Genomic DNA, 26419 nt, shown 5'->3' on the forward strand with positions numbered 1-26419 from the left:
ACCATGAAAAAGAATGATTTAGCGGTGATGCACTGGGGTACCTATCACGTCACCACCGACGGCGACACGCTGACGTCGGTCAGGCCGGTGGCGTGGGATCGTAATCCCTCTGCTATCGGGCAGTCGTTGCCTGGCGCAGTGCAAAGCGAAACCCGGGTCAGAAATCCGGCTGTCAGGCTGGGTTATCTGCAGAACAGAAGCGCCTCACGCAGGGGACGCGGCAAAGAGCCGTTTGTCGAGGTGAGCTGGGAGGTGGCACTGCAACTGGTAGCGGATGAGCTGACGCGGGTGAAAACAGAGCATGGCAATCAGGCGATTTACGCCGGGTCATATGGCTGGTCAAGTGCCGGGCGCTTCCATCACGCCCAGAGCCAGCTTCATCGGTTCTTTAACCATTTTGGCGGCTACACCGCCAGTACCAACACTTACAGCATCGCCGCCGGTGAGCGTACGCTGCCGCATATCATTGGCGATCTGGATGAGTTACAACGTCACCACACTCACTGGCCGGTACTGGCAGCGCACTGCGAACTCTTTGTGGCCATTGGCGGGCTGCCGCTGCGTAATGCTCAGGTCAATGGCGGCGGCGCGAACGATCATGCTCTGGCGCACTGGCTGACCACGCTGCGGCAGAACGGCACCCGGTTTATCAATATCAGCCCGGTCAGAAACGATCTCGCCGGGGTGGCCGATGCAGAGTGGCTGGCGATTCAGCCCGGTTCCGATACGGCACTGCAACTGGCGATTGGGCAGGTACTGATTGCGGAGTCCCTCTACGACGCATCGTTCGTCGCACGCTGTACTGAAGGCTTCGAACCCTACGCGGCTTATCTCCGCGGCGAACGCGATGGCATCGCCAAAACGCCGGAATGGGCCGCGCCGATTACCGGACTGGCGGCTGAGCGCATCCGGACGCTGGCACGGCAAATGGCATCACACAAAACGATGGTGAATATTGCCTGGTCCGTGCAGCGGGCGCGGCAGGGTGAGCAGGCGTTCTGGGCCACGGTCGCGACTACCGCGCTGCTGGGACAGATTGGCACCCCCGGCGGCGGGCTGGGCTTTGGTTACGCCTCGACCAATCTGGCCGGTGCGGCGCGGCGACAGTTTTCCGGGCCGCGCCTGCCTGCCGGTCATAACCCGGTGGCGCAGGCTATTCCGGTTGCTCGCATCGCCGACATGTTACTGAATCCCGGCGGTCATTATGAGTTTGACGGTCAGCAACGGGTCTATCCCGACATCCGCCTGGTCTACTGGGCGGGCGGCAATGTTTTCCACCATCATCAGGATATCAACAAGCTGATACGCGCCTGGCAGCAGCCGGACACGCTGATTGTGCACGAGCAGTTCTGGACAGCGCAGGCAAAATTTGCCGACATCGTCCTGCCCGCCACCACGTCGCTGGAGCGTGAAGATATCGGCAGCGCCAGCAACGACGGGTTTATCATCGCCATGCCACAGCATCTGCCGCCGTTTGCCGCCGCAAAGTCTGACTATGCGATCTTCGCCGCGCTGGCAGAGCGGCTCGGTTTTGCTGACGCTTTTACGCAGGGGCGCGATGCGCGCCAGTGGCTTGAAGCCATCTACGAAGACTCCCGGCCTCGCGCGGTGGCGCAGGGCATTGAACTCCCGCCGTTTAAGACGTTCTGGTCAGAGGGCATGTGGGAATATCCCGCGCCTGAAACACCGGAGATCATGCTGAAAGCGTTTCGGGAGAATCCGGAACTGGCCCCGCTCAGCACGCCATCGGGAAAAATCGAACTCTTTTCGCAGCAGGTGGCTGACTTTGGCTATGAAGAAGCGCCCGGCTTTGCCTTCTGGTACCCGCCGGAATATCAGGCGCAGCAACAGGAGAAGCAGCAGTGGCCGCTGCATCTGCTCTCCAGTCAGCCGCGAACCCGCCTTCACAGTCAGTACGATCATGGCCGGGTCAGCAGGGCTACCAAAATTGCCGGGCGCGAGCCCCTCTGGATGCACCCTGAGGATGCGGCATCGCGGGGCATAGAGGAGAACAGCATTGTAAAAGTCTTCAACGGCCGCGGTGCGCTGCTGGCGGGCGTCCATCTGACGCAGGATATTTTGCCGGGCGTGGTGCAGATGTCGACCGGTGCCTGGTATGACCCGCAGGAGCAGCCTGATGGCCTGCCGCTGGATAAACATGGCAATCCTAATGTGCTGACGCAGGATACCGGCAGTTCGCGGCTGGGCCAGGGGTGCAGCGCGCAGACCTGCTTTGTAGAAATCATACTTTTTCAGGCGCCGCTGCCTGAGATTACGGCGTGGTCACCGCCAGAATTTGTGGTCCAAAGCGCAGAGTAATCTGCGGGTAGGGTGCCTGAGGGGTGGTGGGATATTCCCATCCGCCGCATATCCATAGCAGGATTAGTTGGTAGTTAACGCATAAACCAAATGGCAGTGTAAGGCTATTCCATGCCAACAGAGTGTTTATCATGAGCGCGTTAACCACAGCAGAATTGCCGGTAATTGATTTCGCATTATTGTCAGGTAATCAACAGGAGCAGCAACAGGCTCTGGATACATTAAGCCAGGCCGCGCGTGACGTCGGTTTCTTCTATTTAATCAATCACGGGATCGACCAGGCACTACTAAATGAGGTTCAGCAGGTCGCGCGGAAATTTTTTGCCCTGCCGCAGGCGGATAAAACGGCGGTGGCGATGGCCAACTCCCCACATTTTCGCGGCTATAACCTGGCGGGTGTGGAAATCACCCGCAGTCATCCTGATTTCCGCGAGCAGTTTGATATCGGCGCGGAACGCGATGCGCTGCCCGTCACCGCCGATTCGCCCACCTGGCAGCGGATGCAGGGGCCGAATCAGTGGCCGAAAGCCTTACCGGAATTGCAGACCGTGGTCACCCGCTGGCAGCAGCAGATGACGGCGGTGGCGCTGGAACTGCTGCGCGCCTTTGCGGAAGCACTGAATCTGCCACGCAACGCCTTCGACAACCTCTACGGCGACTATCCCAACGAACATATCAAACTGATCCGCTATCCGGGCCGCACCGAAGGTGAATCACGCCAGGGCGTGGGTGCGCATAAAGATTCCGGCTTCCTGACCATGCTGTTGCAGGATGACCAGCCGGGCCTGCAGGTTGAAGTCACACCGGACAACTGGATCGATGCGTCGCCGCTGCCGGGTGCCTTTGTGGTGAACATTGGCGAACTGCTGGAGCTGGCGACCAACGGCTATCTGCGCGCCACCGTGCATCGCGTGGTGTCACCGCAGCAGAACAATGAGCGTCTTTCGATCGCCTTCTTCCTGGGTGCCCAGCTGGATGCGGTGGTGCCAGTCTACCAGCTTCCACCTCAGCTGGCCCGGCTGGCACAGGGACCGAGCAGCGATCCGCTTAACCCACTGCTGCGCGAAGTCGGCTGGAACTACCTCAAGGGCCGGTTGCGTTCGCATCCGGAAGTCGCCCAGCGTTTCTATCCTGAACACAACACCCACTGATAACGATAAGAGATAAATGATGATGATTAAAAAGCGCTTTCTGTTACTTGCCGGTCTTTCACTGCTGATTGCTCAAAGCCTGCAGGCTGCACCACTGCGCGTGGCGGCGGATCCCTTGCCGCACGCGGAAATCCTGGAGTATGTCAAAACCCTGGATCCAAAACTGGATATCAAAATTGTTGAGCTGAGCGGCGGCGTGAATGCCAATGAACTGCTGGCATCCGGGGACGTTGATGCCAACTACTTCCAGCATCTGCCCTACTTAAAAGATCAGGAGAAAGCGCTGGGGAAAACCTTTGCGGTGGTCGCCAGCGTGCACATTGAGCCGCTGGGGATCTATTCGCGCAAGGTGAAGTCGCTGGCGGCGTTGCCAGAGGGCGCCAGCATTGCTGTGCCGAACAACACCACCAACCTGAGCCGTGCGCTCTGGCTGTTGCAGGACAAAGGAGTGATCAAACTGAGTGCGAAGGGCGAAGCGGGTTCGACGCTGGTGACGCCGAAAGATATCAGTGAAAACCCGAAGAAAATTAAAATCGTTGAGATCGAGTCGCCACAGCTGCCGCGTTCGCTGGATGACGTGGATGCCGCCGTCATTAATGGCAACTACGCGCTGGAAGCCGGGCTGACCCCCGCGAAAGATGCGCTGGGACTGGAGTCGGCGGCCCATAACCCTTACGCCAACCTGCTGGTGACGACGCCTGAACTGGCGAAAGATCCGCGCGTGTTACAGCTGGCAAAAGATCTGCGCTCGCCGCAGGTGGCGGCGTTCATTCGTAAAAATTATCAGGGCTCTGTGATTCCGGTTGCGGACGAGCAGCATGATTAAAATCAGCCACCTCAGCAAACACTACGCTGGCGCACCCGCGCCAGCTCTGGACGACATCTCACTCACCATTGAAGAGGGCACCATCTTTGGCATCCTCGGGCGGAGCGGGGCAGGTAAAAGCACGCTGCTGCGCTGCCTGAACCGGCTGGAAAGCCCTTCCAGCGGGCGGATTGAGATTGACGGGCAGGATCTCGCCACGATGGGCCTGGCGCAACTGCGTCAGAAACGTCAGCAGATGGGGATGATCTTCCAGCACTTCAATCTGCTGCATTCGCGCAACGTGCATGACAACGTCGATCTGGCGCTGGAGATTGCCGGTGTGCGAGCGGCGGAGCGCCGTCAGCGGGTCGCCTCGCTGCTGAAGCTGGTGGGGCTGGAATCGTCTGGCAAAGCCTGGCCGTCGCAACTCTCAGGCGGACAGAAACAGCGCGTCGGCATCGCCCGCGCCCTGGCCGCCCGACCCCGTTATCTGCTGTGCGATGAGGCGACCAGCGCGCTGGATCCTGAAACCACCACCTCGATTCTTGATCTGCTGGCCGACATTCAGCAGCAGCTCGGTATCACTATCGTGCTGATTACCCATGAAATGGCGGTGGTAAAGCGTATCTGTGACGGTGCGGCGCTGCTGGAGAATGGCCAGCTGATCGAAAGCGGCACGCTGAGCCAGATTATGGGACGTGAAGAAGGTCGCCTGCGCAAAATGTTGCTGAAAGATGGCGAGGCAGACCGGGCGTTTATCGAAAAATATCAGCGTGAGGCATTAACACGATGCGTAGCATGAGTAGTGCACGGTTTCAGGAACTGCTGCTGAACGCCACGGGCGAAACCCTCTACATGGTGCTGCTGGCGGCCCTTTTTACGGTGGCAATAGGCCTGCCGGTGGGCGTACTGCTGTTTCTGACCCGGCCGAAAGGTATTCTGCCGAATCGCGCAATTTCACTGCTGCTGAATGCGCTGGTGAATACCGGACGTGCGCTGCCGTTTGTGGTGCTGCTGATCGCGCTGATCCCCTTTACCCGCTTGCTGGTCGGCACCACCCTGGGCAGCACCGCCGCGATTGTGCCGATTACCCTGGGCGCATTTCCCTTCTTTGCCCGCATCGTAGAGAACGCGCTGGATGAGGTCGATCGTGGCCGCATCGAGGCGGTGGTCTCGATGGGCGGCACGCTGTGGCATATCGTCAGCCGGGTGTTGCTGCCGGAAGCGCTGCCCGCGCTGGTGGCCGGAATTACCCTGACCATTGTGATGCTGATTGGCTTCTCGGCGATGGCGGGCGTGGTCGGTGGCGGCGGACTGGGGGATCTGGCGATTCGTTACGGCTATCAGCGTTTCGACAATCAGATCATGGCGGCCACCATTGTGGTGCTGCTGGCACTGGTGATGCTGATTCAGAAACTCGGCGACCGGCTGGTGCGCTCGCTGGCTTATCGTCGTTAAGGAGTAACTATGTTTCGTGTGATGTCGCCGAAAGGCTATCTGCAGCGGCCCGGCCTTCGGGCTGAGACAGGGAAGATTATCCGGCCGCTGGCCTCGCATATTCATATCTTCACGTCGCCGCGCGCCTGGGAAGCGGTAAACCCGGCATTGAGCATCAGTCTGGAACAGGCGGGTATTCGCTGGCAGCTCGATTTTCTGACCGGAGAGTGTACCGATGCGGCGATCGCGGCGCTGCAACAACAGGTGCAGACGCACGGAGCTACCCTGATTCTGGCCGTCGGTGGCGGGCGGGTGCTGGACTGTGCCAAAGCGGTCAACGACGCCCTGCCGGATATCCGGCTGGTGAACGTTGCGACGCTGGCCGCAACCTGTGCCGCCTGGTCGCCGCTGGCGATTATTTATGATGAACAGGGCGGCCATCTGCGCAGCCAGCCTCTCAACGCCATGCCGGAGTGGATTCTGGTGGATAGCGAAGTGATCGCCCGAAGCGATGTGCGCTATCTGCGGTCCGGTATTGTCGATGCGCTGGCGAAATGGTTTGAGTTTGAGCCTTATCAGCGACAGACGCCGCACCGGATGGCGATGGATCTCAAAGTCTCTGCCGCCTGGCAGGCGGTGACGGTGCTTAAACAGTGGGGCGAAAAGGCTGTGGCCGACAACATCAGTCAGCAGGTCACGCCAGCGCTGGAGAAGGTGATCGAAGCCAACATTGTGCTGGCGGGACTGGCAAACAGTATTCAGGATGCGATGGCGACCCCCGGCTTTGCCCATGTTATCCACGATCGTCTCACTCACCAGCCTGAACTGCATCACTGGCTGCATGGCGAAAAAGTCGGTTTCAGCCTGCTGATTCAATCCTGGATTGAACAGCAGGGAAAGCAGGTCGATCCGGACCTGATGGCGTTGCTGCGCCGTTTTCACTCGCCCCTGACGCTGCCCGCGGCAATCAATGCCGACAGAGTCCGGCAGATTGCGCAGCAGATCCGCTTTCCTTCGGCCAGCCTGGCGCATCTTCCTTTTACGTTCGACTCTCATCTGCTTGAGCAGGCCTTTCTGGCGACCGGTGCGCCTGAACAGTAAATGCGGTCCGCAAATTCAGCAGTCGTTACGGCTTGATAACCTACCAATAGTAACTTACCTTTAGTAGCTTAATGGCTGACAAGGTAAGGTGACGACGATGCATGCATTAATAGTAACTTCCCATCCCAACCAGGATGCGCATACCCACCGCGTAGCGGACCAGCTGGCGCAGGGCATCATGGCGACCGGCCAGCACACGGCGGAAAAGGCCGATCTGGCGGCTGAAGGGTTTGATCCCCGTTTCACGCTCAGCGATCACCAGCTTTTCAACGGGCAGGGGGTGGCGACGCCCGATGTGCTGGCTGAACAGCAGCGGCTGGATCGCGCCGATGCGCTGGTGCTGGTCTATCCGGTTTACTGGTGGTCATTCCCGGCACAGCTCAAAGGCTGGATCGACCGGGTCTTCATCGCGGGCTGGGCCTTTGATGAGCAGGATGGCCAGCTGGTTAAACGCCTTGGGCATCTTCCCGTCCATCTGGTGGCAATTGGTGCAGCGGAAACCCGTACTTTTCTGCGGCGCGGCTATTTCGCCAGCATGCGGAATCAGATTGATAACGGCATCTTTGACTTCTGTGGTGCGCCGGTGGTCACCAGCGAGCTGTTGCTGAGCGGCGATGAAGGTTATCCTGAGTCGCACTATCAGCTGGCGCAGCAACTGGGTCAGCGTGTGTTCACCCCTCAGGAAAAACATGACCGTTGAAAAAACACCCCGTAAGCGTCTGTCACGCGAGGCCCGACGCAGGCAGTTGTCGGATGTCGCGTGGCAGATTCTGCAAACCGAAGGCAGCGAGGCGCTGACCCTGGCGCGGGTCGGCGAAGCGGCGGGAGTCAGTAAACCGGTGGTGTATGACCATTTCACCACCCGTCATGGGCTGCTGGCGGCCTTGTATGACGATTTTGATCGCCGCCAGACCGAACTCATGGAAGCGGCGATGAATGCCGCACCGATGCAGCTGCAACAAAAAGCGGAAGTGCTCGCTGCCTGCTACGTCGACTGCGTGATGACCGAGGGGCGCGAAATACCGGAACTCATTTCAGCGCTGAGCACCTCACCGGAGCTGGCGGCCGTTAAACGCCACTATCAGCTCGACTATATCGCCCGCTGTCAGCGCTGGTTTGCGCCTTTCGCTGACCGCCGCAGGATTCCTGAAGCCGGCATGTGGGGCCTGCTGGGCGGCGCAGATGCCATCGCCGGCGCGGTGGCACGCGGCGATGTTGGCAAACCGGACGGCGAGCAGGCGATCACGGCCATGGTCGTGGCGCTGGTGGCAGGCAGTCGTGCGTCGGGATCGGCGTAGCCTAAAAAAGGCGGCCCGCAGGCCGCCGAATCATTCAACCACAACAGGCGTTGTGTAAGCAGTGGCAACGTACAATGATGATCGTTTAGCCTTTCACCCCGCCCGCGGTTAAGCCGCTCACCAGCCAGCGCTGTGCCAGCAGGAACACCAGGGTAATCGGAATCGCAGAGAGCACCGCCGCGGCGGCAAAATCTCCCCATAAATAGTTCTGCGGATTGAGGTACTGCTGCATGCCGACCGCCAGGGTGTAGCTGTTCACGTCGCGCAGCAGCAGCGACGCCACCGGCACTTCCGTCACCGCAGCGATAAACGCCAGAATAAACACCACCGCCAGAATCGGCACCGACAGCGGCAGCAGCACCAGCCGGAACGCCTGCCACGGCGTTGCGCCATCCAGCGCGGCGGCCTCTTCCAGTGACCCGTCGATCGTTTCGAAATAGCCTTTGATGGTCCAGACATGCAGCGCGATCCCCCCCAGATAGGCGAAGATCACCCCACCGTGGGTATTCAGCCCGATGAAAGGCAGATACTGGCCGAGACGATCAAATAAGGCATAGAGCGCCACCAGTGATAGTACCGCCGGGAACATCTGGAAAATCAGCATCCCCTTTAGCAGGCTGGCGCGACCAGTAAAGCGCATGCGGGCAAACGCATAGGCGCAGGTGGTGGAGAGCGCCACAATGCCCAGCGCACTGATCGCCGCAATCTTGATCGAGTTCCATAACCACAGCAGCACCGGGAAGGGCGGCGGTGTTACGCTTCCATCCGCATGTTCCACGCTAAAACCCAGCGCCAGCCGCCAGTGCTCCCAGGAGATCTGCTCCGGAATCAGGCTGCCGGTGGCGAAGTTACCGGCACGCAGGGAAATCGCGATCACCATCAGCAGCGGGAAGAGAATCGCCGCGATAAATAACAGCAGCAGCAGATGCGTGGTGAACAGACGCAGCCGTTGTGATTTAGGTTGTACCATTGCCATAACAACTCCTTAGCGCCCGGTCCGTCAGGCTATCAATCGAATTTCATCCGCGAGGCTTTGAGGTTAATCACCGCCAGCGCACCCACCAGCAGGAAGATCAGCGTCGCAATGGCGGCCGCCAGACCAAAGTCCTGCCCGCCGCCGCCCTCAAAGGCGATACGCCAGGTGTAGTTCACCAGCAAATCGGTATAACCGGCTGGCGTGGTGGTGCCGAGGCGATCCGGCCCGCCGTTGGTCAGTAACTGCACCAGCACAAAGTTATTAAAGTTGAAGGCAAAGCTGGCAATCATCAGCGGCATCAGTGGCTTCAGCAGCAGCGGCAGCGTAATCAGAAAGAAATTCTGCAGCGGCCCAGCACCGTCCATTGCCGAGGCCTCATAGAGGTCGTCCGGAATCGCTTTCAGCAGCCCCATGCAGAGGATCATCATGTAGGGGTAGCCGAGCCAGGTATTCACGATAATCAGCATGGCGCGCGCCAGCGTCGGATCGCTGAACCAGGCGGGCTTCACACCAGACAGCGCGCTGAGCATCACGTTTATCTCACCAAAACTCTGGTTAAACAGCCCTTTGAAAATCAGAATCGAGATAAACGCCGGAACGGCATAGGGCAGAATCAGCATCACCCGATAGACCGCTTTGCCGCGCAATGCTTCCCACTGCACCAGACAGGCCAGCACCATGCCCACGGCGACGGTCAGCACCACGGTGATCAGCGAGAAGAGCAGCGTCCAGCCAAATATTGCCAGGAACGGCTTCTGAATCCCTTCGTCAGTAAACACCCGCACAAAGTTTTTCCAGCCGGTATTCACAGTGAAGCCAGGGCTTAAGGTCTCGTTGCCCCCGTTATTATCCGCGTTCACGGCCTGATAGAAGCCGGTCTGCGGATTGGCACGGTAATGCGTGCCGCTCTGCTGGTTAATCAGCTCGTCCTGCGCGCCAACCCGATAGAGTGGCTGGGTGCCGGAGAACTGACGCAGCGAACTCATCCGCAGCTGACGGCCATCCGGCAGCTCAGCGCGGATCTGGCTCAGCGCCTGACGATTCGTGGTGATGACTCTTAAGGTCGCGCGTTCACCAGCGGGTGGCGTCGTGGCTGCCATTTTCAGCGTCTGTTCCGGGCCAAACTGAAAGGGCGGCGAGACAAAGTCGGCTTTGCCATCATTCAGCACCAGCTGCCAGCGATCGCCAGCCGGGAACAGTGAGAAACTGACCGCCTCACCCGACTGGAAGGTGCGGCCCAGCAGCACCTGCTGCGCCCGCTCAAAGGTGAGCTGGTTGGTGCTGCTGTAATTGGTAAAGGCGATGGCGATGGTGCAGGCGAGGGGGAACAGCACAAACAGCGCCATTCCGGCCACGCCGGGATAAACATAACGCCACGCATAGGCGCGACGATTAGCAAAAATCCACAGCCCGGTCGCACTGAGGATCAGCGTCAGCAGCGCAAACAGATATTCGCCCTGCGCGTACATCAGCACCAGCAGATAGCCGACCAGCAGACAGCAGATCCCGATGAGAACGCTTTTCAGCAACAGACTGCGCGTTTTCGGTTTTCCTGACATGATGCGGTTTTCCTTAACGGTCACTCAGGCCGGGGATGACCCCGGCAGGGAAGGATTACTTCTTCAGACGGGCCTGGGCATCTTTCAGTGCGGCGTCAACGCTCTGACGTCCCCCCAGCGCGTTCAGGGTGGCGGTGCGCATCGCGTACCAGAAGGCCGCCATCTGCGGGATGTTCGGCATGATGTCGCCCTGTTTAGCGTTGCTCATGGTGGCGGCGATACGCGGATCTTTCTCCAGCATCTGCTGGTAAGATTTCAGCGCCACGGCACCCAGCGGCTTGTCTTTGTTCACCGTTTCCAGTCCGGAATCGGTCAGCAGATAGTTCTCCAGGAACTCTTTCGCCAGCTCTTTATTAGGACTGGCGGCGTTGATCCCGGCACTCAGCACGCCGACAAAGGCTTTCGAGGGTTTACCGTTCAGCGTGGGCAGCTCCGTGACGCCATAGTCGATGCCACTCTTGTCGAGGTTGCCCCACGCCCACGGACCATTAACGGTCATGGCGGTTTCGCCTTTGTTAAAGGCGGCTTCAGCAATGGAGTAATCGGTGTCGGCATTCAGAGTTTTGGCTTTGACCTGATCCACCAGGAACTGCATGCCCGCTTTCGCCCCGGCGTTGTCGACGCCGACATCTTTCACGTCATAATGTCCGTCGGTGAGTTTAAAGGCGTAGGCCCCGCCAGCGGCCAGCAGTGGCCAGGTGAAGTAGGGCTCCTGCAGGTTAAACATGATGGCGCTTTTGCCTTTGGCGCGCAGTTGCCTGTCGAGACCCGCCATCTCTTCCCAGGTTTTTGGCGGGTTTGGCAGCAGCTTTTTGTTGTAGATCAGTGACAGCGCTTCAACCGAAATCGGATAGCCAATCAGCTTGCCGTCGAAGCGCACCGCGTCCCAGGTGAACGGGACGATCTTCTCGCGGAAGCTGGCATCCGGCGTTACTTCCGCCAGCAGGCCCGACTGCGCATAGCCGCCAAAACGGTCATGCGCCCAGAAGATAATGTCCGGGCCATCGCCGGTTGCCGCGACCTGCGGATACTTCTCTTCCATTTTGTCAGGATGTTCGACCGTGACTTTAATGCCGGTCTCCTTCTCAAATTTCTTACCCACTTCGGCCAGGCCGTTGTAGCCCTTGTCACCGTTAATCCAGATGACCAGTTTACCTTCCTCAATTTTTGCCATCGCGCTTGCTGAAAAGAGCACAGCAGAGAGGGTCGAAAGGGCCAGAATTCTTGCTCCGGTTTTCTTCGTCATAAATCCATCCTGTTAGCGGAAGTGGTGAATGCTCTGTCGGCATCATTGTGCGTATCCACACCGGCATCTCATCCTCCTCCGCTCTACGCCCCTCACCCTGTCGCTGTGATCGCGCTGGCAAAAAGCGCCTGAAGCGGGGGGTTACGCGGCAAAAAATTCCTCGGGTCTGCGTCAGCGATCACAAAAAAGCGCCGCAGCGCGCGGGCCGCGCCCTCAGCATACGTTTCTCCTCCTCCCGCCTCCTCCCCCAGCAGTTTGCGTTATGGCGGAGGATGTTACCGATTGTTTCCTCTCGCATAGTGAGCCCCGGAACCCGTCTGCCGCTGGGCAGACACGACTATGCAGCTAAGAGGGAAGGGATCATGGCGAGCGTTGTGTTACGCAATGTCACGAAAGCCTGGGGCGATACGGTGGTGTCGAAAGATATCGACCTCACTATTCGTGAAGGGGAATTTGTTGTTTTCGTCGGCCCATCAGGCTGTGGCAAATCGACGCTGCTGCGCATGATTGCCGGACTGGAAACCATCACCAGCGGCGAGCTGTTAATCGGCGACCAGCGGATGAATGACGTGCCGCCCGCTGAACGCGGCATCGGCATGGTGTTTCAGTCCTATGCGCTCTATCCCCATCTGTCGGTGGCGGAAAATATGTCTTTCGGCCTGAAGCTGGCTGGCGTGAAAAAAGCGGAGATCCATCAGCGCGTTAATCAGGTGGCAGAAATTCTGCAACTGGCGCACCTGCTCGATCGCCGGCCCAAAGCCCTCTCTGGCGGTCAGCGTCAGCGCGTGGCGATTGGCCGCACGCTGGTGGCCGAACCGCGCGTCTTCCTGCTGGATGAACCGCTGTCGAACCTCGATGCCGCGCTACGCGTCCAGATGCGGATTGAGATCTCCCGTCTGCATAAGCGCCTGAAGCGCACCATGATTTACGTCACCCACGATCAGATCGAAGCGATGACGCTGGCTGACAAGATCGTGGTGCTGGATGCCGGGCGCATTGCGCAGGTCGGCAAGCCGCTTGAGTTGTACCACTATCCTGCTAACCGCTTTGTCGCCGGGTTTATCGGCTCACCAAAAATGAACTTCCTGCCGGTCAAAGTGACCGCCACCGCCATCGATCAGGTTCAGGTGCGGCTGCCGAATCAGCAGCTGGTCTGGCTGCCGGTTGACAGTGCCGGGGTGCAGGTCGGCAGCAACATGTCACTGGGTATTCGCCCGGAACATCTGCTCTCCAGCGATATCGCCGACGTCACCCTGGAAGGGGAAGTGCAGGTGGTGGAACAGCTGGGGCATGAAACACAAATCCACATCGAGATTCCCGCTATCCGTCAGAACCTGGTCTACCGCCAGGAGGACGTCGTGCTGGTAAAAGAGGGCGCCATCCTCGGTATTGGCCTGCCGCCCGAGCGTTGTCACCTGTTCCGTGAGGACGGGAGCGCGTGCCGCAGGTTGTATCAGGAGCCGGGTGTTTAGCCCTGCCAAAACAATAAAAGCAATGACCTCAGGAGATAGAAAATGTTAACTCTGCGCAAACTCCCCATCGCCGTTGCCGTCGCGGTGGGCACCCTTTCCGCCCCGACGATGGCGGTGGATTTTACCGGTTACGCCCGTTCCGGCATTGGCTGGACCGGCAGCGGTGGCGAACAGCAATGTTTCCAGGCCACCGGCGCCCAAAGTAAGTACCGTCTGGGCAACGAATGTGAAACCTACGCCGAACTGAAATTAGGCCAGGAAGTGTGGAAAGAGGGCGACAAGAGCTTCTATTTCGACACCAACGTGGCTTACTCCGTGGCGCAGCAGAATGACTGGGAAGCGACATCACCCGCTTTTCGTGAAGCCAACGTTAAAGGTAAAAACCTGATCGATGCACTGCCAGGTTCCACCCTCTGGGCCGGTAAGCGTTTCTATCAGCGTCATGACGTCCACATGATCGACTTCTACTACTGGGATATCTCCGGTCCGGGTGCCGGTCTGGAAGATGTTGACTTAGGCTTCGGTAAGCTCTCGTTCGCCGCAACCCGGTCATCTGAAGCGGGTGGCTCTTATACCTTCTCCAGCGATCGTATCCGTGACTTCGCCACCAGCACTGCTAACGACGTGTTTGATGTGCGTCTGGCCGGCATGGAAACCAACCCGAACGGCGTGCTGGAACTGGGTGTCGATTATGGTCGTGCCAATGCGCGTGACGGCTACCGTATTGAAGATGGTGCCTCTAAAGATGGCTGGATGTTCACCGCTGAACATACCCAGAGCATGCTGAAAGGCTACAACAAGTTTGTGCTGCAGTACGCGACTGACGCGATGACTTCGCAGGGCAAAGGCGTGCCGCAGGGCACCAGTATCAATAACAACGGTGACATGTACCGCGTTCTCGATCACGGTGCGATCTCCCTGGCGGAACGCTGGGATCTGATGTACGTCGCCATGTATCAGAACATCGATCTGGACAACAACCGGGGCACCGAGTGGTACACCGTGGGTGTGCGCCCGATGTACAAATGGACCCCAATCATGAGCACCCTGCTGGAGCTGGGCTACGACAACGTCAAATCGCAGCAGGCGAACGAACGCAACGGCCAGTACAAAGTGACGCTGGCGCAGCAGTGGCAGGCGGGTGACAGCATCTGGTCACGTCCGGCGCTGCGTCTGTTTGCGACCTACGCCAAATGGGATGAGAAGTGGGGTTACAGCAAAGATAACTCGGGCGATCTCACCTCCTTCGCCTCTGCGGACTCCACCGGCAACGGCATCCTGACCAACAGCCGTGGCAAAGACGACGAAGTGACCTTCGGCGCGCAGATGGAAATCTGGTGGTAAGCCAGAACCTGTTCTGACGGGCGCGGTGACGCGCCTTATGGATCTCTTTGGTCGCGGTGTGCCATTGCCTGGTTCACACCGCGACCTGCAATAAGGTACGCATAATGAAAATGAAAAAACTGGCTGCACTCTGCCTGAGTGCGGCGTTACTGACAGGACACGCGCTTCCCGCCCTGGCGGAGGTCAATCTGGTGCCGCAGGATCTCTCTTCCGCACCCGTCGTCGCCCCTGAAACATTGCAACGCCTGAGCTGGCAGCCGCTGGCGGCTTCTCAGACGCAGACCACAAAACTCGCCAGCAGCGGACAGACGCTGAATGCGCCTCACATTGCCGGACCGGTCGCGGCTTACAGTCTGCCCGCGAATATCGGCGAACTGACGCTGACGCTGAGCAGTGAAGTGGCAAACGGTCAGGTTTTCGCGCCTAACGTGCTGGTGCTGGATGAAAACCTGCGCCCTGCGGCGTGGTTCCCCAGCCGCTACTTTACCTATCAGAAGCCGGGCGTGATGGCGGCAGATCGGCTGGAAGGGGTGATGAAACTGACTCCGGCGCTGGGCCAGCAAAAGATCTACCTGCTGGTGTTCACCACCGACAGCGATTTGACCCGGACCACCACGCTGCTCGATCCGGCTAAAGCCTACGCCCAGGGCACCGGCCATGCCGTGCCGGATATTCCCGATCCGATCGCCAGCCACAGCCGCGAAGGCACGATTAAGCTGAAGATGCAGACCAGTTCCGGCTCCTCAATTCTGGTCGGGCCGCTGTTTGGATCATCCGGTCCGGGTGCGGTCACCGTAGGTAACGGTGCACCGGCGGCGGCTTACAGCGCAGCGCCTGCCCCTGCTCCGGCCGCAGCGCCCGCGCCAAAAGCCCGGGCGGAACCGATCATGAGCGACACCGAGCGTTACTTTAATCAGAAGATCACCCAGGCGGTGAACAGCGGCAATATCGACAAGGCGCTGAAACTGCTGGATGAAGCCGAGCGGCTGGGATCGACCTCTGCACGGCAAACCTTTATCAGTAGTGTTAAAGGCAAGGGGTGAAGCTGCCCCGACGCTATTGATGTTGTCCCATCTGGTGCGCTCTGGCGCACCTTTTTTCTTTACGGCGTTTCAGCGTGCGACAGGCGGGCAGCAGAAAACCCTGCTCCGGCGGTTTTCACAACCGGAGCAGGGTTATTGAGGAGCAATAAAACTCACCTGGCCGCTATTTTATGGAAAGGGAGACCGCCTCTTTTGCCCAGTGGCTGGCAAAAGGTTCGGCAGCGATGGCGGCAATAACGGCATCGGTTTGCACGCTGACGAGGTTATGCAGAATAAAGGGATCTTCAGAGAGCGCTATTTTAACCGCGTCGTCGTCCGGATAATTCGCCAGAATATAGCCGCCCGTTCCATCAACGCGGGGACCGGCGAAAATAATATTCCCGCTCACGATATTATCGGCGAGCCATTTTTTATGCCCCGCAGTATGGTGGGCCAGTTCATCCTGATTGTGCAGATATGTCAGCGTAATGGCATATAACATGGTCACTCCTTAATTAACGGCGGCCACGATGTCAGAAACGGCATTCAGCGCCCGTTCAATTTCGTGCTGGCGGATATCGTCAGATTTGGACGCACCCTCGGCGCGAATAAAATGAATCTTATCAATGCCGAGAAAACCGAAATACGCGCTGAGATAGCGCTCCTGGAAATCCATTGAGGCAAAGGGGCCGTTTTCATAAAACCCGCCCCGCGCTGAGGCGACGATCACGGTTCGTCCGCCTGCCAGCCCGACCGGGCCTTTTTCGGTATAGCGAAAGGTTTTACCCGGCTGAGCCAGACGATCCAGCCAGGCTTTGAGCTGAGTAGGAACCGAAAAGTTGTACATCGGCGCACCTATCACAATGATGTCGCTGGCCATAAATTCGTTGACCAGCGCATCCGATAAGCGATGCTGGTTTTGCGTCTCTTCATCCGCGTCGTTAACACCCAGCGGCCTGAACCCCTGAGCAATACTGGCGGTTAAATGCGGTATGGCATCTTCTGTAAGGTCGCGATAGTGAATGCGGGCATTGCTGTCCCGCGCCTGGAGCTGCCGGACAATTTCCGCCGATAATAAGCGCGTAACCGACTTCCCCTCTAAAATACTGGAATCAAGATGAAGAATAACTGACATGAATCCTCCTGGTGCAGGCGTAGTAATAACTCAATGAGCTGAACGTTAATTCAGGCTTTTTGCTGCTTTTGCAATAAAACGGGCAACGTCGTCGGGATGCGAAATAAGTGAAAGATGGCTGGAGCGAAGGGTTTTCGTTTCAGAGCTTGTCTGGGCCACTATTTTTTTCTGCACGCTATAAGGCAGGGCATTATCATTCTGGGTCAGCAGATACCAGGTGGGTTTATTTCGCCAGGCCGCCTGCTTAATTTTGTCATTAAACGCACGGGCCGCGATGGGCTGCTGAACCGCTGCCAGCTGCTGCACTTTGTCTGCTGCGACGTCTGCCGCCATGACGTGCTGAAATGCCGCCGGGCTGTCGAGCCAGATCAGGCCGTGCGGGTCTGGCGTCATACCCTCCATCGGGCTGCCCAGGCGGGTTAACAGATCGCTGACCGATTCACCGCTGTCGGGCACCAGCGCCGAGAGATAGACGATCCCCCGCACCTTTTCATTGTTGCCCGCCTGCGTCACCACGGCACCCGCCCAGGAGTGTCCCACCAGCAGAACGTCGCCGTGCTGACGGGCGATAACCCGCTCGGTGGCGTCAACATCGTCCTGCAGTGAGGTCAGGGGATTCTGCACCGCTGTGACGTGATAGCCTTTAGCCTGCAGACGTTCAATAACCGCAGACCAGGATGAACCATCGGCAAATGCGCCATGCACCAGCACGATGTTAGTGATGCCTTGTGCATTGACCATTCCGGGCGCGCTCATCAGAGCGGAGAGGGTGATGGCGCAGAGTGATCGAAAGAGCTTCATTAATTCTGTTTCCTTCCGGTATCTTTTGCAGTGAGGAGGGGGTGTATCTGGCCCCTGCTGTGTTGAATCCAGTGTAAGCTGCGGCCTGGCGTTGAGTAAGGTGAGAAGAGGGACTATAAGCATGCAAAAAACGACAAAACGGATCGCCTGTTCATGACGATACGCATCGCAATCATTGCGCTTGAAGGAAGCCTGCACTCGTCGATCTCAGGTTTGTCCGACATGTTCTGGATTACCCGTCAGGCCATGCAAAGCCAGCCAGAACAGTCCACCGGGACGGCAGGAAACCTGTTTGATGTGCAGATCGTCAGTGCCGACGGTGCCCCGGTGCGGGATGCGCAGGGACGGATGATCACCGTGGATTGTGCTTTTGCCGCCGCAGGCCAGCCAGATATCGTCATCGCGACCGGCATGGCGCTGGGCGCGGATCGCCTGCCGGTTCATATGCCCGGTTTTGTCCAGGCCGCGGGCTGGATCAGGCAGCAGTATGAGCGGGGCGCCAGAGTGGCAGGTGCCTGCGCCGGGGCATTGCTGCTGGGCGAGGCGGGCCTGTTAAATGGCAAACACTGCACCACAACCTGGTGGCTGTTCCATACCCTGCAGCAACGTTATCCGGCCGCGAAACCGGTGTGGGGCAAGGCGATGGAAGAGGACGGGCGCGTGCTGACGACCGGCGGGCCGCTGTCGTGGGTGAGCGTGGCGCTGCAGATCATCCGTCGTGAAGCGGGTGGTGACATTGCCAGACTCACCGCAGACATGGCCGTGGCCGACAGCCAGCCCCTGTCACAGCAGGTCTATGCGCCACCGGGTTTCGTCAACACCCGCCATCCTTTGCTGATGCGCGCAGAAGAGATTATTCGTTATCGCAATCCCGCCATTACCGCCGAAATGCTGGCGGCCGCTCTGCACACTACTGAGCGCACTCTGCAGCGCAGACTCAAAGCACTGACCCAGGAGACGCCGAAAGCCTTTATTACGCGGGTGCGGATTGAGTCCGCCTGTGTGTTGCTGGCCAACCCGCAGGCCAACATCCGGGAAGTGGCTGCTGAATGTGGCTACAAAGAGGATACGGCGTTTCGCAAGGCGTTCACCCAGACGCTCGGCATGACGCCGGTGCAGTATCGAAAATGGATCACGGAGAGAAACGCCGGGACCGGCAGGCCGATCTGATGCTGGCGGCGCACGCCCTCCCTGGCGCGCGCTGGCTTGGCTTTATGGTGTACTGAAGCGCTCCGCCTCAGTTCTGCACTGACCGCCTGCGGCGTGCCGTCAGATCCCGCAACAACGTCCCGGTTTCCGTATCGCCGAACAGCGTGTCAACATCGACGCTCAGCTTGCGACGCCAGTTCGGATACTCGTCGCTGGTGCCGGGAATATTCACCGGCGCGGCCATATCCAGCCAGTCCTCCGGTTGCAGACCCAGCAGGGCGCTGTGGCTGTCCGCCAGATAGCGCTGCATCGCCCGGTTTAATGCTTTGCTCATGCCGGTTCGGCGTGCATCGCGGCCGGCACGTTTCGGGAGCGCGCCGACCCGATGCAGACTATTCAGCAGCGCCTGTTTCGCCCGGAGTCGATCCTGATACAGTCCGGCCAGCACCACTTTGTCCGGATAGAGACCGAGTTGCGCGCCGGTGGTCAGATCGTCACTTTGCCACCAGCCGCGCAGCGTCGGGAGATCGTGCGTGGTGGCGACGGCCATCGCCTGCCGGGGCCAGCTGGCGGGCGGACGAAAACCGGCTTCTGAGGTCTGTTCGAACCAGAGCACTTTGTAGGAGTAAACCCCGCCATCCCGCAGCTTATCGACAATCGCTTCCGGCACGGTGCCAAGGTCTTCGCCAATCACCATGCAGCGATGGCGCTGGCTTTCCAGCGCCAGAATCGCCAGCAGATCGTCGATAGGATAGTGCACATAAGCCCCGTGCATCGCGCTTTCACCGGCCGGGATCCACCATAGCCGCATCAGCGCCATCACATGGTCGATACGCAGCGCGCCGCAGTGGCGCATATTGGCGCGCAGCAGGGCGATCCACGGCTCCCAGGCACGCTGACGCATCACCTGCGGATCCATGGGCGGCAATCCCCAGTCCTGGCCGCGCGGGCCGAGGATATCGGGCGGCGCACCGATGCTGGCATCCATGCAGTAAAGATCCCGTTCGCTCCAGGTCTCTGCGCCACCCTGCGCGACGCCTACCGCCAGATCGCGGTAAAGGCCAATCGGCATCTTCTGCTGCTGGCAGCTGTTCCAGCAGCTTTCAAACTGCTGAGCGGCCAGCCACTGTAGCCAGAGCCAGAAGCGCACCTGATCCTGATGCTGTTTCAAAAAGTCCTGCACCGCCGGGCTGCCGGGATTGTGCAACGCCTCCGGCCACACCGGCCAGCCCCAGCGCCCGCTATCCTGCGCCATCTGGTCGGCATGCAGCGCATCAAACAGCGCCTGATGCAGCAGGCTTTCGCCTCCTTCACGGATAAATGCGTTAAATGCCTGCACCTCAGGATCGGCGGCGTCACGCTGGGTAAACTGCGGCCACGCCAGGCTCAGCGCCTGAATTTTCAGCCGGGTTACCGCCGCATAATCGACCCATTCGGCTGCGCGTGCCTGCGCCAGCATCTGCTGCGTTTCCGTCTGTTGCCACCAGGCCTGCGCGGCGGTGCTCAACTGGAAGTCAGGCACGGCGCTCACATCAATGTAGATCACATTGAGCCAGCGCCGTGACGAAGGGCTGTAAGGGCTGGCGCTCTCCGGGCTGGAGGGAAACAGCGCATGGATGGGGTTAAGACCGATAAACGCGCCGCCGCGCGCGGCCACTTCCGGCAGCATCCGGCGCAGATCGCCAAAGTCGCCGATGCCCCAGTTCTGCGCCGAGCGCAGGGTATAAAGCTGCACGCAGGCGCCCCACAGCGATTCACCCGCCAGCAGTGCCGGTGGTTCATAACAGCGGGCCGGGGCAATGATCACCCGGCACGCCCACTGCAGCGCGCCCTGTTGCAGGGTCAGCTGATGATAGCCTTCGGGCAGCGGCGGCAGATGCAGCGGTTGCGCGGGCTGGCAGCGACCCGAGCTGATCTCACCCGCCTCGCTGGTGAGGTGCCAGTGGGCATCATCACTCAGCTGGGGCGACAGGCTCAGCAGTTCGCCGCTGCGAAAAATCACCACCGGTGGCAACGGCGTGCTCAGCGGATTCGGAGGCTGCATCACCGCCAGCAAACGCTGGCGGGTCTGGCTCGTTATCGCCTGCGGCTTGCCGTGAGCATTGATATACTCAGCGGCAATACCCGCCAGGGAAAAATCATCCATAACCGGATCTCTTTTCATGGCGTTCCTTAGCGTTTCGCTTGCCAGATGTGCTGCTGGTAATCGCGGATGGCGCGATCGGAGCTGAACATGCCACAGCGAGCGGTATTGAGGATGGTGGCACGCGTCCAGGCCTCCTGATCGCTCCACAGCCGTTCCACCTGCGCCTGCGCGTCCAGGTAGGGCTGGAAGTCAGCCAGCACCAGATAAGGATCGCCGCCTTCCGGGCCGAGGCTGTGCAGCATCGCGTCAAAGGCGTGGAGATCACCCTGGCTGAAGGTGCCATCTTCCAGCGCCTGTAACACCTGATTAAGCTGCGGATCTTTTTTGCGCCACTTGTCCGGCGCATAGCCGCCCGCTTTTAACGCCACCACCTGTTCCACGGTATGCCCGAAGATAAAGATATTTTCACTGCCGACCTGCTCGGCGATCTCGACGTTTGCCCCATCCAGCGTGCCGATGGTCAGCGCACCGTTAAGCGCCAGCTTCATGTTACCGGTGCCGGAGGCCTCTTTACCGGCGGTAGAGATCTGTTCAGACAGGTCAGCGGCCGGAATCAGCCGCTCGGCGACGGAGACGTTGTAATCGGGAATGAACACCACTTTCAGGCGGTTGCCGATGCGTGGATCCTGATTGATCACCTCTGCCACTTTGTTGATGGCATAGATGATGTTTTTCGCCAGCGCATAGCCCGGTGCAGCTTTGGCACCAAACAGCACCACGCGCGGCGCGCGGTTCGCCTGCGGATCGATGACCAGCGTCTGCCACAGCGCAATGATGTGCAGCAGGCTCAGATGCTGACGTTTGTACTCATGCAGGCGCTTAATCTGCACATCAAACAGCGCGGTAGGGTCGATCTCAATGCCGGTCCGGGTTTTGATCCAGCCGACCAGCGCCTGTTTGTTCTGCTGCTTGATGGCGCGATACTCTGCGCGGAAGGCGGCGTCATCGGCAAAGGCTTCCAGTCCCTGCAGGGCATCAAGATCGTTCAGCCAGGGCTTTGTCAGCGTGCGGGTGATCAGCGCACTGAGTGCCGGGTTGCACTGATTAATCCAGCGGCGCGGCGTAATGCCGTTAGTGACGTTATGGAATTTCTCCGGCCACATCTGGTGATATTCCGGGAAGAGATCCTGCACCACCAGTTTCGAGTGCAGCGCCGCCACACCATTGACCGCGAAGCCGCTGGTGACGCAGAGGTTAGCCATCCGCAGCTGGTTATTGTGCACCAGCGCCAGTTTCGCCCATTTCGCCTCATCATCCGGCCAGCGTGCCGCAACGGCCGCCTTAAGCTGCGCGTTCAGGGTGTTGATAATCATCATATGGCGCGGCAGCAGGCTGCGCACCAGCCGCACATCCCAGCACTCCAGCGCTTCCGGCATCAGGGTGTGGTTCGTGTAGGCAAAGGTGTGCCGGGTGATCTGCCAGGCATGCTCCCAGCTCAGCTGATGCTCATCCAGCAGCAGCCGCATTAACTCCGGGATCGCCAGCGTCGGATGGGTGTCGTTAAGCTGGATCACTTCGTGATCGGCCAGGGTTTCGATGCGGCGTCCGGCCAGATGATGGCGACGGAGGATGTCAGCCAGCGCACAGGCGCACTGGAAATATTGCTGCATCAGACGCAGTTTTTTACCGTTCTGATGATTGTCATTGGGGTAGAGCACTTTGGTGAGTTTTTCTGCATCAATGCCCTGTTGCTCGGCACGCAGAAAATCACCGTCGTTAAAGCGGCTGAGGTTAAATGGCTGAGCATGCTTCGCCTGCCACAAACGCAGTGGCTGGCTGATGCCGTTTTCAAAACCAACTACCGGCAGATCCCAGGCTTCACCGATCAGCTCAAACGCCGGTTGCCACTGTGGCTGACCCGCCACCGTCACCACCTTGCCGCCCAGTCCGACACGGACGTTAAGTGCGGCGTTATGGTTAAACCACGGGTAGCAATCGCGCTGCCAGTCATCCGGGCCTTCTACCTGCGCACCCTGTTCGAAACGCTGGCGGAACAGCCCGTACTGATAGTTCAGGCCGTAGCCGGTTGCAGGCTGGCCCACATTCGCCATCGAATCCAGGAAACAGGCCGCCAGACGACCGAGGCCGCCGTTGCCCAGCGCCGGATCGGTTTCGTTTTCCAGCACGTCGGTCAGTGAAATATTCCAGGCAGAGAGCGCGTCGTTAACCGCGTCATACCAGCCCAGATTCAGCAGGTTGTTGCCGGTCAGGCGGCCGATTAAAAACTCCATCGACAGGTAGTTAACGTGACGCAGTTCTGTCGCGGCCGGCGGAGCAGGCTGCGCGGCCAGCATATCGGCCAGCGCACCGCTGAGTGCCTGCCACCACTGTGCAGGGGTCATCTCCTGCGCATCGCGCAGGCCAAAACGCTGCCACTGACGTGTCAGGGCAGCATTGAACTGAATCGGGTTGAAGTCGGGCTGTGTCATGGTTATGTCCTGTAAAAACAGAAAGTAGGTCAATGTGACGACAGTCTGCCCGTGCGGAAACGCGCGCTCATCCTCCTGCAAAGAATTAGGGCAGGAGGATAGGGAGGGTGGAGAGGATGAGGCTTTTCCTAAATCATTGAAGGAGTGTGATAGCGCACGCTTTTGTAAAGTTTAGTTAATGGGTTTGCTTGCATTCATCAGACGAAATGCTGAACCTGTGTAAGGAATAATTACGAAGCGTAAAATAATGATGCGCTCGACGAATGGAGAAACGCGCGCCCATGCTCATACCCGCCAAACTCAGCCGCCCGGTCCGTCTTGAAGGCACCGTCATCCGTGAAAGATTGCTGCAAAAGCTCACCGCTGCCGGTAACTACCGGCTGGTGCTGGTCACCAGTCCGGCGGGCTACGGCAAAACCACACTGGTGTCGCAGTGGGCGGCAGGCAAAAGCGATCTGGGCTGGGTTTCTTTAGACGAGGGCGATAATCAGCCGGAGCGCTTTGCCGATTACCTGATCGCAGCACTGCAACAGGCAACTCACGGCGGCTGTCCCCGCAGTGAATTGCTGGCGCAGAAGCGGCAGTATGTGAATCTCAATGCGCTGTTTTCTCAGCTGTTTATCGAACTGGTGGAGTGGCAGCAGCCGCTGTGGCTGATCGTAGATGACTACCATCTGATCACCAATCCGGTCATTCACGACGCGATGCGCTTTTTCCTGCGCCATCAGCCTGAAAATCTCACCCTGATTCTGATGTCACGTAATCTGCCGCAGCTCGGTATCGCTAACCTGCGGGTACGTGAGCAACTGATTGAACTGGGCAGCCAGCAGCTGGCTTTTACCCATCAGGAAGCGCGTCAGTTTTTTGACTGCCGGCTGGCGGCGCCGCTGGAAAGTGAGGAGAGCAGCCGGCTCTGTGATGATGTCGCGGGCTGGGCGACGGCGCTGCAGCTGATCGTGCTGTCGGCGCGACAGGGTGCCAGTTCGGCTCAGCATTCCGCCCGGCGTCTCTCCGGAATCAACGCCAGCCATCTCGCCGACTATCTGGTGGAGGAGGTGCTGGATAACGTCGATCTGCCCACCCGCCATTTCTTACTCAAAACCGCGCTGCTGCGCTCGATGAACGATGAGTTAATCGGCTGCGTGACGCGCGAAGAGAACGGCCAGATGCGACTGGAGGAGATCGAGCGTCAGGGGCTGTTTCTGCAGCGCATGGACGATTCCGGCTGCTGGTTCAGCTACCATCCGCTGTTTGGCAACTTCCTGCGTCAGCGCTGTCAGTGGGAACTGGCGGCGGAGCTGCCTGTGCTCCATCGGGCGGCGGCAGAGAGCTGGATGGCACAGGGATTTCCGGGCGAGGCGATTCATCATGCACTCGCCTCCGGCGATGCCACTATGCTGCGGGACGTGCTGCTGAAGCACGCCTGGACGCTGTTTAATCAGAGCGAGCTGCCGCTGCTGGAGAACTCCCTGAAAGCGCTGCCGTGGGAGATGATGCTGGAGAATCCGATGCTGGTGCTGCTGCAGGCGTGGCTGATGCAGACTCAGCATCGCTTCTCTGAAGTTGACAGTCTGCTGGCACGATTTGAACAGGCCAGCCGCTGCGACATTGATGCAGCCCTGCGCGGTGAATTTAATGCGTTGCGCGCCCAGGTGGCGATCAACGATGGTAATACCGATGAAGCGGAGCGGCTGGCGAAAGTGGCACTCGACACGCTGCCAGCCAGCCGTCACTACAGCCGCATTGTGGCGACCTCAGTGCATGGCGAAGTGATGCACTGTAAAGGCGAGCTGGATGATTCGCTCAAGCTGATGCGGCAGACCGAACAGATGGCGCGTCGTGATGAGGTGTGGCATTACGCCCTCTGGAGCATGATTCAGCAGAGTGAGATTCTGTTTGCGCAGGGCTTTTTGCAGGCCGCTTATGAGATTCAGAGCCGGGCCTTTGTGCTGGTGGAAGAGCAGCATCTGGCGCAGTTCCCGCTGCATGAGTTTCTGCTGCGCATTCGCGCTCAGCTGCTGTGGGCCTGGGGCCGGCTGGAAGAGGCGGAGCAGGCGGCGCGCGAAGGCATTAAGGTGCTGAACGGTTATCAGCCGCAGCAGCAGATTCAGTGTCTGGGACTGCTGGTGCAGTGCTCACTGGCGCGCGGCAATATTGATAACGCCCGCAGCTACCTGAACCGGCTGGAAAACCTGCTGAACAACGGCAACTGGCACAGCGACTGGATCGCCAATGCCGATAAAGTCCGGGTGATCTACTGGCAGATGACCGGCGACAGCCAGAACGCCCGCGACTGGATGCGGCAGACCCCTAAACCCGCCTTCGCCAACAACCATTTTCTGCAGGGGCAGTGGCGTAACATCGCCCGCGCGCAGATACTGCTGGGTGACGTCAGTCAGGCAGAAGTGGTGCTGGAGGAGCTGAATGAGAATGCCCGCGCCCTGCGGCTGATGAGCGATTTAAACCGTAATCTGCTGCTGCTGAATCAGATCTTCTGGCAGACCGACCGCAAAGCGGAGGCGCAGCGCGTGCTGATTGAAGCGCTTAAACTGGCGCGCAGCACCGGTTTTATCAGCCATTTTGTGATTGAAGGGGAGATGATGGCGCAGCAACTGCGGCAGCTGATTCAGCTGAATACCCTGAATGAGCTGGACAGCCACCGCGCCCGCCGCATCCTGCTGGAGATCAACAAATATCACCGTCACAAATTCGCCCATTTCGATGAAGGATTCGTCAGCCGTTTGCTCAACCATCCGGACGTGCCGGAACTGATCCGCACCAGCCCGCTGACGCAACGTGAATGGCAGGTGCTGGGACTGATCTATTCGGGCTACAGTAACGATCAAATCGCCGGTGAGCTGGCGGTGGCTTCGACCACCATCAAAACGCATATCCGCAACCTCTACCAAAAACTGGGCGTAACCCACCGCAGCGAAGCGATGAATCAGGTGCAGTCACTGCTGAAAATGATGGGCTACGTCTGAATTAACAGGCCCTCCGGGGAAGGATGCAGGAATGTCATTGACGGG

General features: G+C 59.1%; 21 protein-coding genes. 13 read left to right on the forward strand and 8 right to left on the reverse strand.

Annotated features, from left to right (window positions below):
* The first annotated feature begins 3 nt into the window (after positions 1–3).
* The 8 genes from PU624_RS02540 (at position 4) to PU624_RS02575 (ending at position 8111) form a co-directional block, all read left to right on the forward strand.
* Entirely contained in the window at positions 4–2319 is a 2316-nt protein-coding gene (locus PU624_RS02540) for a molybdopterin-dependent oxidoreductase (protein ID WP_283544725.1), read from the forward strand.
* Positions 2320–2450: 131 nt separating this feature from the next.
* The gene (locus tag PU624_RS02545) at positions 2451–3470 is read left to right on the forward strand and encodes an isopenicillin N synthase family dioxygenase (RefSeq protein ID WP_283544726.1); all 1020 of its coding nucleotides are present in this window, start codon (positions 2451–2453) and stop codon (positions 3468–3470) included.
* A gap of 22 nt (positions 3471–3492) precedes the next feature.
* On the forward strand, positions 3493–4296 hold the full coding sequence (locus tag PU624_RS02550) for a MetQ/NlpA family ABC transporter substrate-binding protein (protein WP_283545156.1): 804 nt from the start codon (positions 3493–3495) through the stop codon (positions 4294–4296).
* Complete coding sequence (locus PU624_RS02555) at positions 4289–5077, forward strand: methionine ABC transporter ATP-binding protein (RefSeq protein WP_283544727.1); 789 nt, start codon at positions 4289–4291, stop codon at positions 5075–5077. The genes PU624_RS02550 and PU624_RS02555 overlap by 8 nt, the downstream gene beginning before the upstream one ends.
* The gene (locus PU624_RS02560) at positions 5065–5733 is read left to right on the forward strand and encodes a methionine ABC transporter permease (RefSeq protein ID WP_283544728.1); all 669 of its coding nucleotides are present in this window, start codon (positions 5065–5067) and stop codon (positions 5731–5733) included. The genes PU624_RS02555 and PU624_RS02560 overlap by 13 nt, the downstream gene beginning before the upstream one ends.
* 9 nt (positions 5734–5742) lie before the next feature.
* Positions 5743–6813 (forward strand): iron-containing alcohol dehydrogenase family protein, encoded by a 1071-nt coding sequence (locus PU624_RS02565; protein ID WP_283544729.1) that lies wholly within the window; start codon positions 5743–5745, stop codon positions 6811–6813.
* Positions 6814–6910: 97 nt separating this feature from the next.
* On the forward strand, positions 6911–7513 hold the full coding sequence (locus PU624_RS02570) for an NAD(P)H-dependent oxidoreductase (RefSeq protein ID WP_283544730.1): 603 nt from the start codon (positions 6911–6913) through the stop codon (positions 7511–7513).
* Complete coding sequence (locus PU624_RS02575) at positions 7503–8111, forward strand: TetR/AcrR family transcriptional regulator (RefSeq protein ID WP_283544731.1); 609 nt, start codon at positions 7503–7505, stop codon at positions 8109–8111. The genes PU624_RS02570 and PU624_RS02575 overlap by 11 nt, the downstream gene beginning before the upstream one ends.
* An 85-nt stretch (positions 8112–8196) precedes the next feature.
* Here PU624_RS02575 and malG read toward each other — a convergent pair whose 3' ends face one another.
* Genes malG through malE form a run of 3 tightly spaced genes read right to left on the reverse strand, consistent with a single transcriptional unit; the run spans position 8197 to position 11892 of the window.
* Positions 8197–9087, reverse strand: a complete 891-nt coding sequence (gene malG, locus PU624_RS02580; RefSeq protein ID WP_283544732.1) for a maltose ABC transporter permease MalG — start codon at positions 9085–9087, stop codon at positions 8197–8199.
* Between the two features lie 32 nt (positions 9088–9119).
* Positions 9120–10646, reverse strand: a complete 1527-nt coding sequence (gene malF, locus PU624_RS02585; protein ID WP_283544733.1) for a maltose ABC transporter permease MalF — start codon at positions 10644–10646, stop codon at positions 9120–9122.
* 55 nt (positions 10647–10701) lie between these two features.
* Positions 10702–11892 (reverse strand): maltose/maltodextrin ABC transporter substrate-binding protein MalE, encoded by a 1191-nt coding sequence (gene malE / locus PU624_RS02590; protein ID WP_283544734.1) that lies wholly within the window; start codon positions 11890–11892, stop codon positions 10702–10704.
* 362 nt (positions 11893–12254) lie between these two features.
* Between malE and malK the strand changes: the two genes are divergently transcribed.
* The 3 genes from malK to malM all read left to right on the forward strand — a co-directional run bounded on the left by malK (position 12255) and on the right by malM (position 15751).
* On the forward strand, positions 12255–13364 hold the full coding sequence (gene malK / locus PU624_RS02595) for a maltose/maltodextrin ABC transporter ATP-binding protein MalK (RefSeq protein WP_179897946.1): 1110 nt from the start codon (positions 12255–12257) through the stop codon (positions 13362–13364).
* Positions 13365–13406: 42 nt separating this feature from the next.
* A complete protein-coding gene (locus tag PU624_RS02600) occupies positions 13407–14708 on the forward strand; it encodes a maltoporin (RefSeq protein WP_283544735.1) in 1302 nt (433 codons plus the stop codon).
* A gap of 104 nt (positions 14709–14812) precedes the next feature.
* Complete coding sequence (gene malM / locus PU624_RS02605) at positions 14813–15751, forward strand: maltose operon protein MalM (protein WP_283544736.1); 939 nt, start codon at positions 14813–14815, stop codon at positions 15749–15751.
* A gap of 163 nt (positions 15752–15914) precedes the next feature.
* On the opposite strand, the gene PU624_RS02610 is transcribed toward malM, so the two are convergent.
* Genes PU624_RS02610 through PU624_RS02620 form a run of 3 tightly spaced genes read right to left on the reverse strand, consistent with a single transcriptional unit; the run spans position 15915 to position 17666 of the window.
* On the reverse strand, positions 15915–16232 hold the full coding sequence (locus tag PU624_RS02610) for a YciI family protein (protein WP_283544737.1): 318 nt from the start codon (positions 16230–16232) through the stop codon (positions 15915–15917).
* Between the two features lie 9 nt (positions 16233–16241).
* Entirely contained in the window at positions 16242–16865 is a 624-nt protein-coding gene (locus PU624_RS02615; protein WP_283544738.1) for an FMN-dependent NADH-azoreductase, read from the reverse strand.
* A gap of 45 nt (positions 16866–16910) precedes the next feature.
* Complete coding sequence (locus PU624_RS02620) at positions 16911–17666, reverse strand: alpha/beta fold hydrolase (protein ID WP_502921556.1); 756 nt, start codon at positions 17664–17666, stop codon at positions 16911–16913.
* 159 nt (positions 17667–17825) lie between these two features.
* Between PU624_RS02620 and PU624_RS02625 the strand changes: the two genes are divergently transcribed.
* Positions 17826–18836: a GlxA family transcriptional regulator gene (locus PU624_RS02625; RefSeq protein WP_283545158.1), complete on the forward strand. Its 1011-nt coding sequence runs from the start codon at positions 17826–17828 to the stop codon at positions 18834–18836.
* Between the two features lie 67 nt (positions 18837–18903).
* Here PU624_RS02625 and malQ read toward each other — a convergent pair whose 3' ends face one another.
* Complete coding sequence (gene malQ, locus PU624_RS02630; protein ID WP_283544739.1) at positions 18904–20979, reverse strand: 4-alpha-glucanotransferase; 2076 nt, start codon at positions 20977–20979, stop codon at positions 18904–18906.
* Positions 20980–20987: 8 nt separating this feature from the next.
* Entirely contained in the window at positions 20988–23390 is a 2403-nt protein-coding gene (malP, locus tag PU624_RS02635) for a maltodextrin phosphorylase (protein ID WP_283544740.1), read from the reverse strand.
* Between the two features lie 281 nt (positions 23391–23671).
* Here malP and malT point away from each other — a divergent pair, with 281 nt between their 5' ends.
* Positions 23672–26374, forward strand: coding sequence for an HTH-type transcriptional regulator MalT (malT, locus tag PU624_RS02640; protein ID WP_283544741.1), 2703 nt, complete (start codon positions 23672–23674; stop codon positions 26372–26374).
* The last annotated feature ends 45 nt before the right edge of the window (positions 26375–26419 follow it).

Source organism: Pantoea sp. Lij88, from assembly GCF_030062155.1.
GTDB lineage: Bacteria > Pseudomonadota > Gammaproteobacteria > Enterobacterales > Enterobacteriaceae > Pantoea.

Excerpts from the sequence above, each read along its gene's own strand:
- PU624_RS02615 (WP_283544738.1), bottom strand. The coding sequence starts at position 16,865 with ATGTCAGTTATTCTTCATCTTGATTCCAGTATTTTAGAGGGGAAGTCG.
- malK (WP_179897946.1), top strand. The coding sequence starts at position 12,255 with ATGGCGAGCGTTGTGTTACGCAATGTCACGAAAGCCTGGGGCGATACG.
- malG (WP_283544732.1), bottom strand. The coding sequence starts at position 9,087 with ATGGCAATGGTACAACCTAAATCACAACGGCTGCGTCTGTTCACCACG.
- malM (WP_283544736.1), top strand. The coding sequence starts at position 14,813 with ATGAAAATGAAAAAACTGGCTGCACTCTGCCTGAGTGCGGCGTTACTG.
- PU624_RS02555 (WP_283544727.1), top strand. The coding sequence starts at position 4,289 with ATGATTAAAATCAGCCACCTCAGCAAACACTACGCTGGCGCACCCGCG.
- PU624_RS02575 (WP_283544731.1), top strand. The coding sequence starts at position 7,503 with ATGACCGTTGAAAAAACACCCCGTAAGCGTCTGTCACGCGAGGCCCGA.
- PU624_RS02565 (WP_283544729.1), top strand. The coding sequence starts at position 5,743 with ATGTTTCGTGTGATGTCGCCGAAAGGCTATCTGCAGCGGCCCGGCCTT.
- PU624_RS02600 (WP_283544735.1), top strand. The coding sequence starts at position 13,407 with ATGTTAACTCTGCGCAAACTCCCCATCGCCGTTGCCGTCGCGGTGGGC.
- PU624_RS02620 (WP_502921556.1), bottom strand. The coding sequence starts at position 17,666 with ATGAAGCTCTTTCGATCACTCTGCGCCATCACCCTCTCCGCTCTGATG.
- malF (WP_283544733.1), bottom strand. The coding sequence starts at position 10,646 with ATGTCAGGAAAACCGAAAACGCGCAGTCTGTTGCTGAAAAGCGTTCTC.
- PU624_RS02560 (WP_283544728.1), top strand. The coding sequence starts at position 5,065 with ATGCGTAGCATGAGTAGTGCACGGTTTCAGGAACTGCTGCTGAACGCC.
- malP (WP_283544740.1), bottom strand. The coding sequence starts at position 23,390 with ATGACACAGCCCGACTTCAACCCGATTCAGTTCAATGCTGCCCTGACA.
- PU624_RS02550 (WP_283545156.1), top strand. The coding sequence starts at position 3,493 with ATGATTAAAAAGCGCTTTCTGTTACTTGCCGGTCTTTCACTGCTGATT.
- malQ (WP_283544739.1), bottom strand. The coding sequence starts at position 20,979 with ATGAAAAGAGATCCGGTTATGGATGATTTTTCCCTGGCGGGTATTGCC.
- PU624_RS02570 (WP_283544730.1), top strand. The coding sequence starts at position 6,911 with ATGCATGCATTAATAGTAACTTCCCATCCCAACCAGGATGCGCATACC.
- malE (WP_283544734.1), bottom strand. The coding sequence starts at position 11,892 with ATGACGAAGAAAACCGGAGCAAGAATTCTGGCCCTTTCGACCCTCTCT.
- malT (WP_283544741.1), top strand. The coding sequence starts at position 23,672 with ATGCTCATACCCGCCAAACTCAGCCGCCCGGTCCGTCTTGAAGGCACC.
- PU624_RS02610 (WP_283544737.1), bottom strand. The coding sequence starts at position 16,232 with ATGTTATATGCCATTACGCTGACATATCTGCACAATCAGGATGAACTG.
- PU624_RS02545 (WP_283544726.1), top strand. The coding sequence starts at position 2,451 with ATGAGCGCGTTAACCACAGCAGAATTGCCGGTAATTGATTTCGCATTA.
- PU624_RS02540 (WP_283544725.1), top strand. The coding sequence starts at position 4 with ATGAAAAAGAATGATTTAGCGGTGATGCACTGGGGTACCTATCACGTC.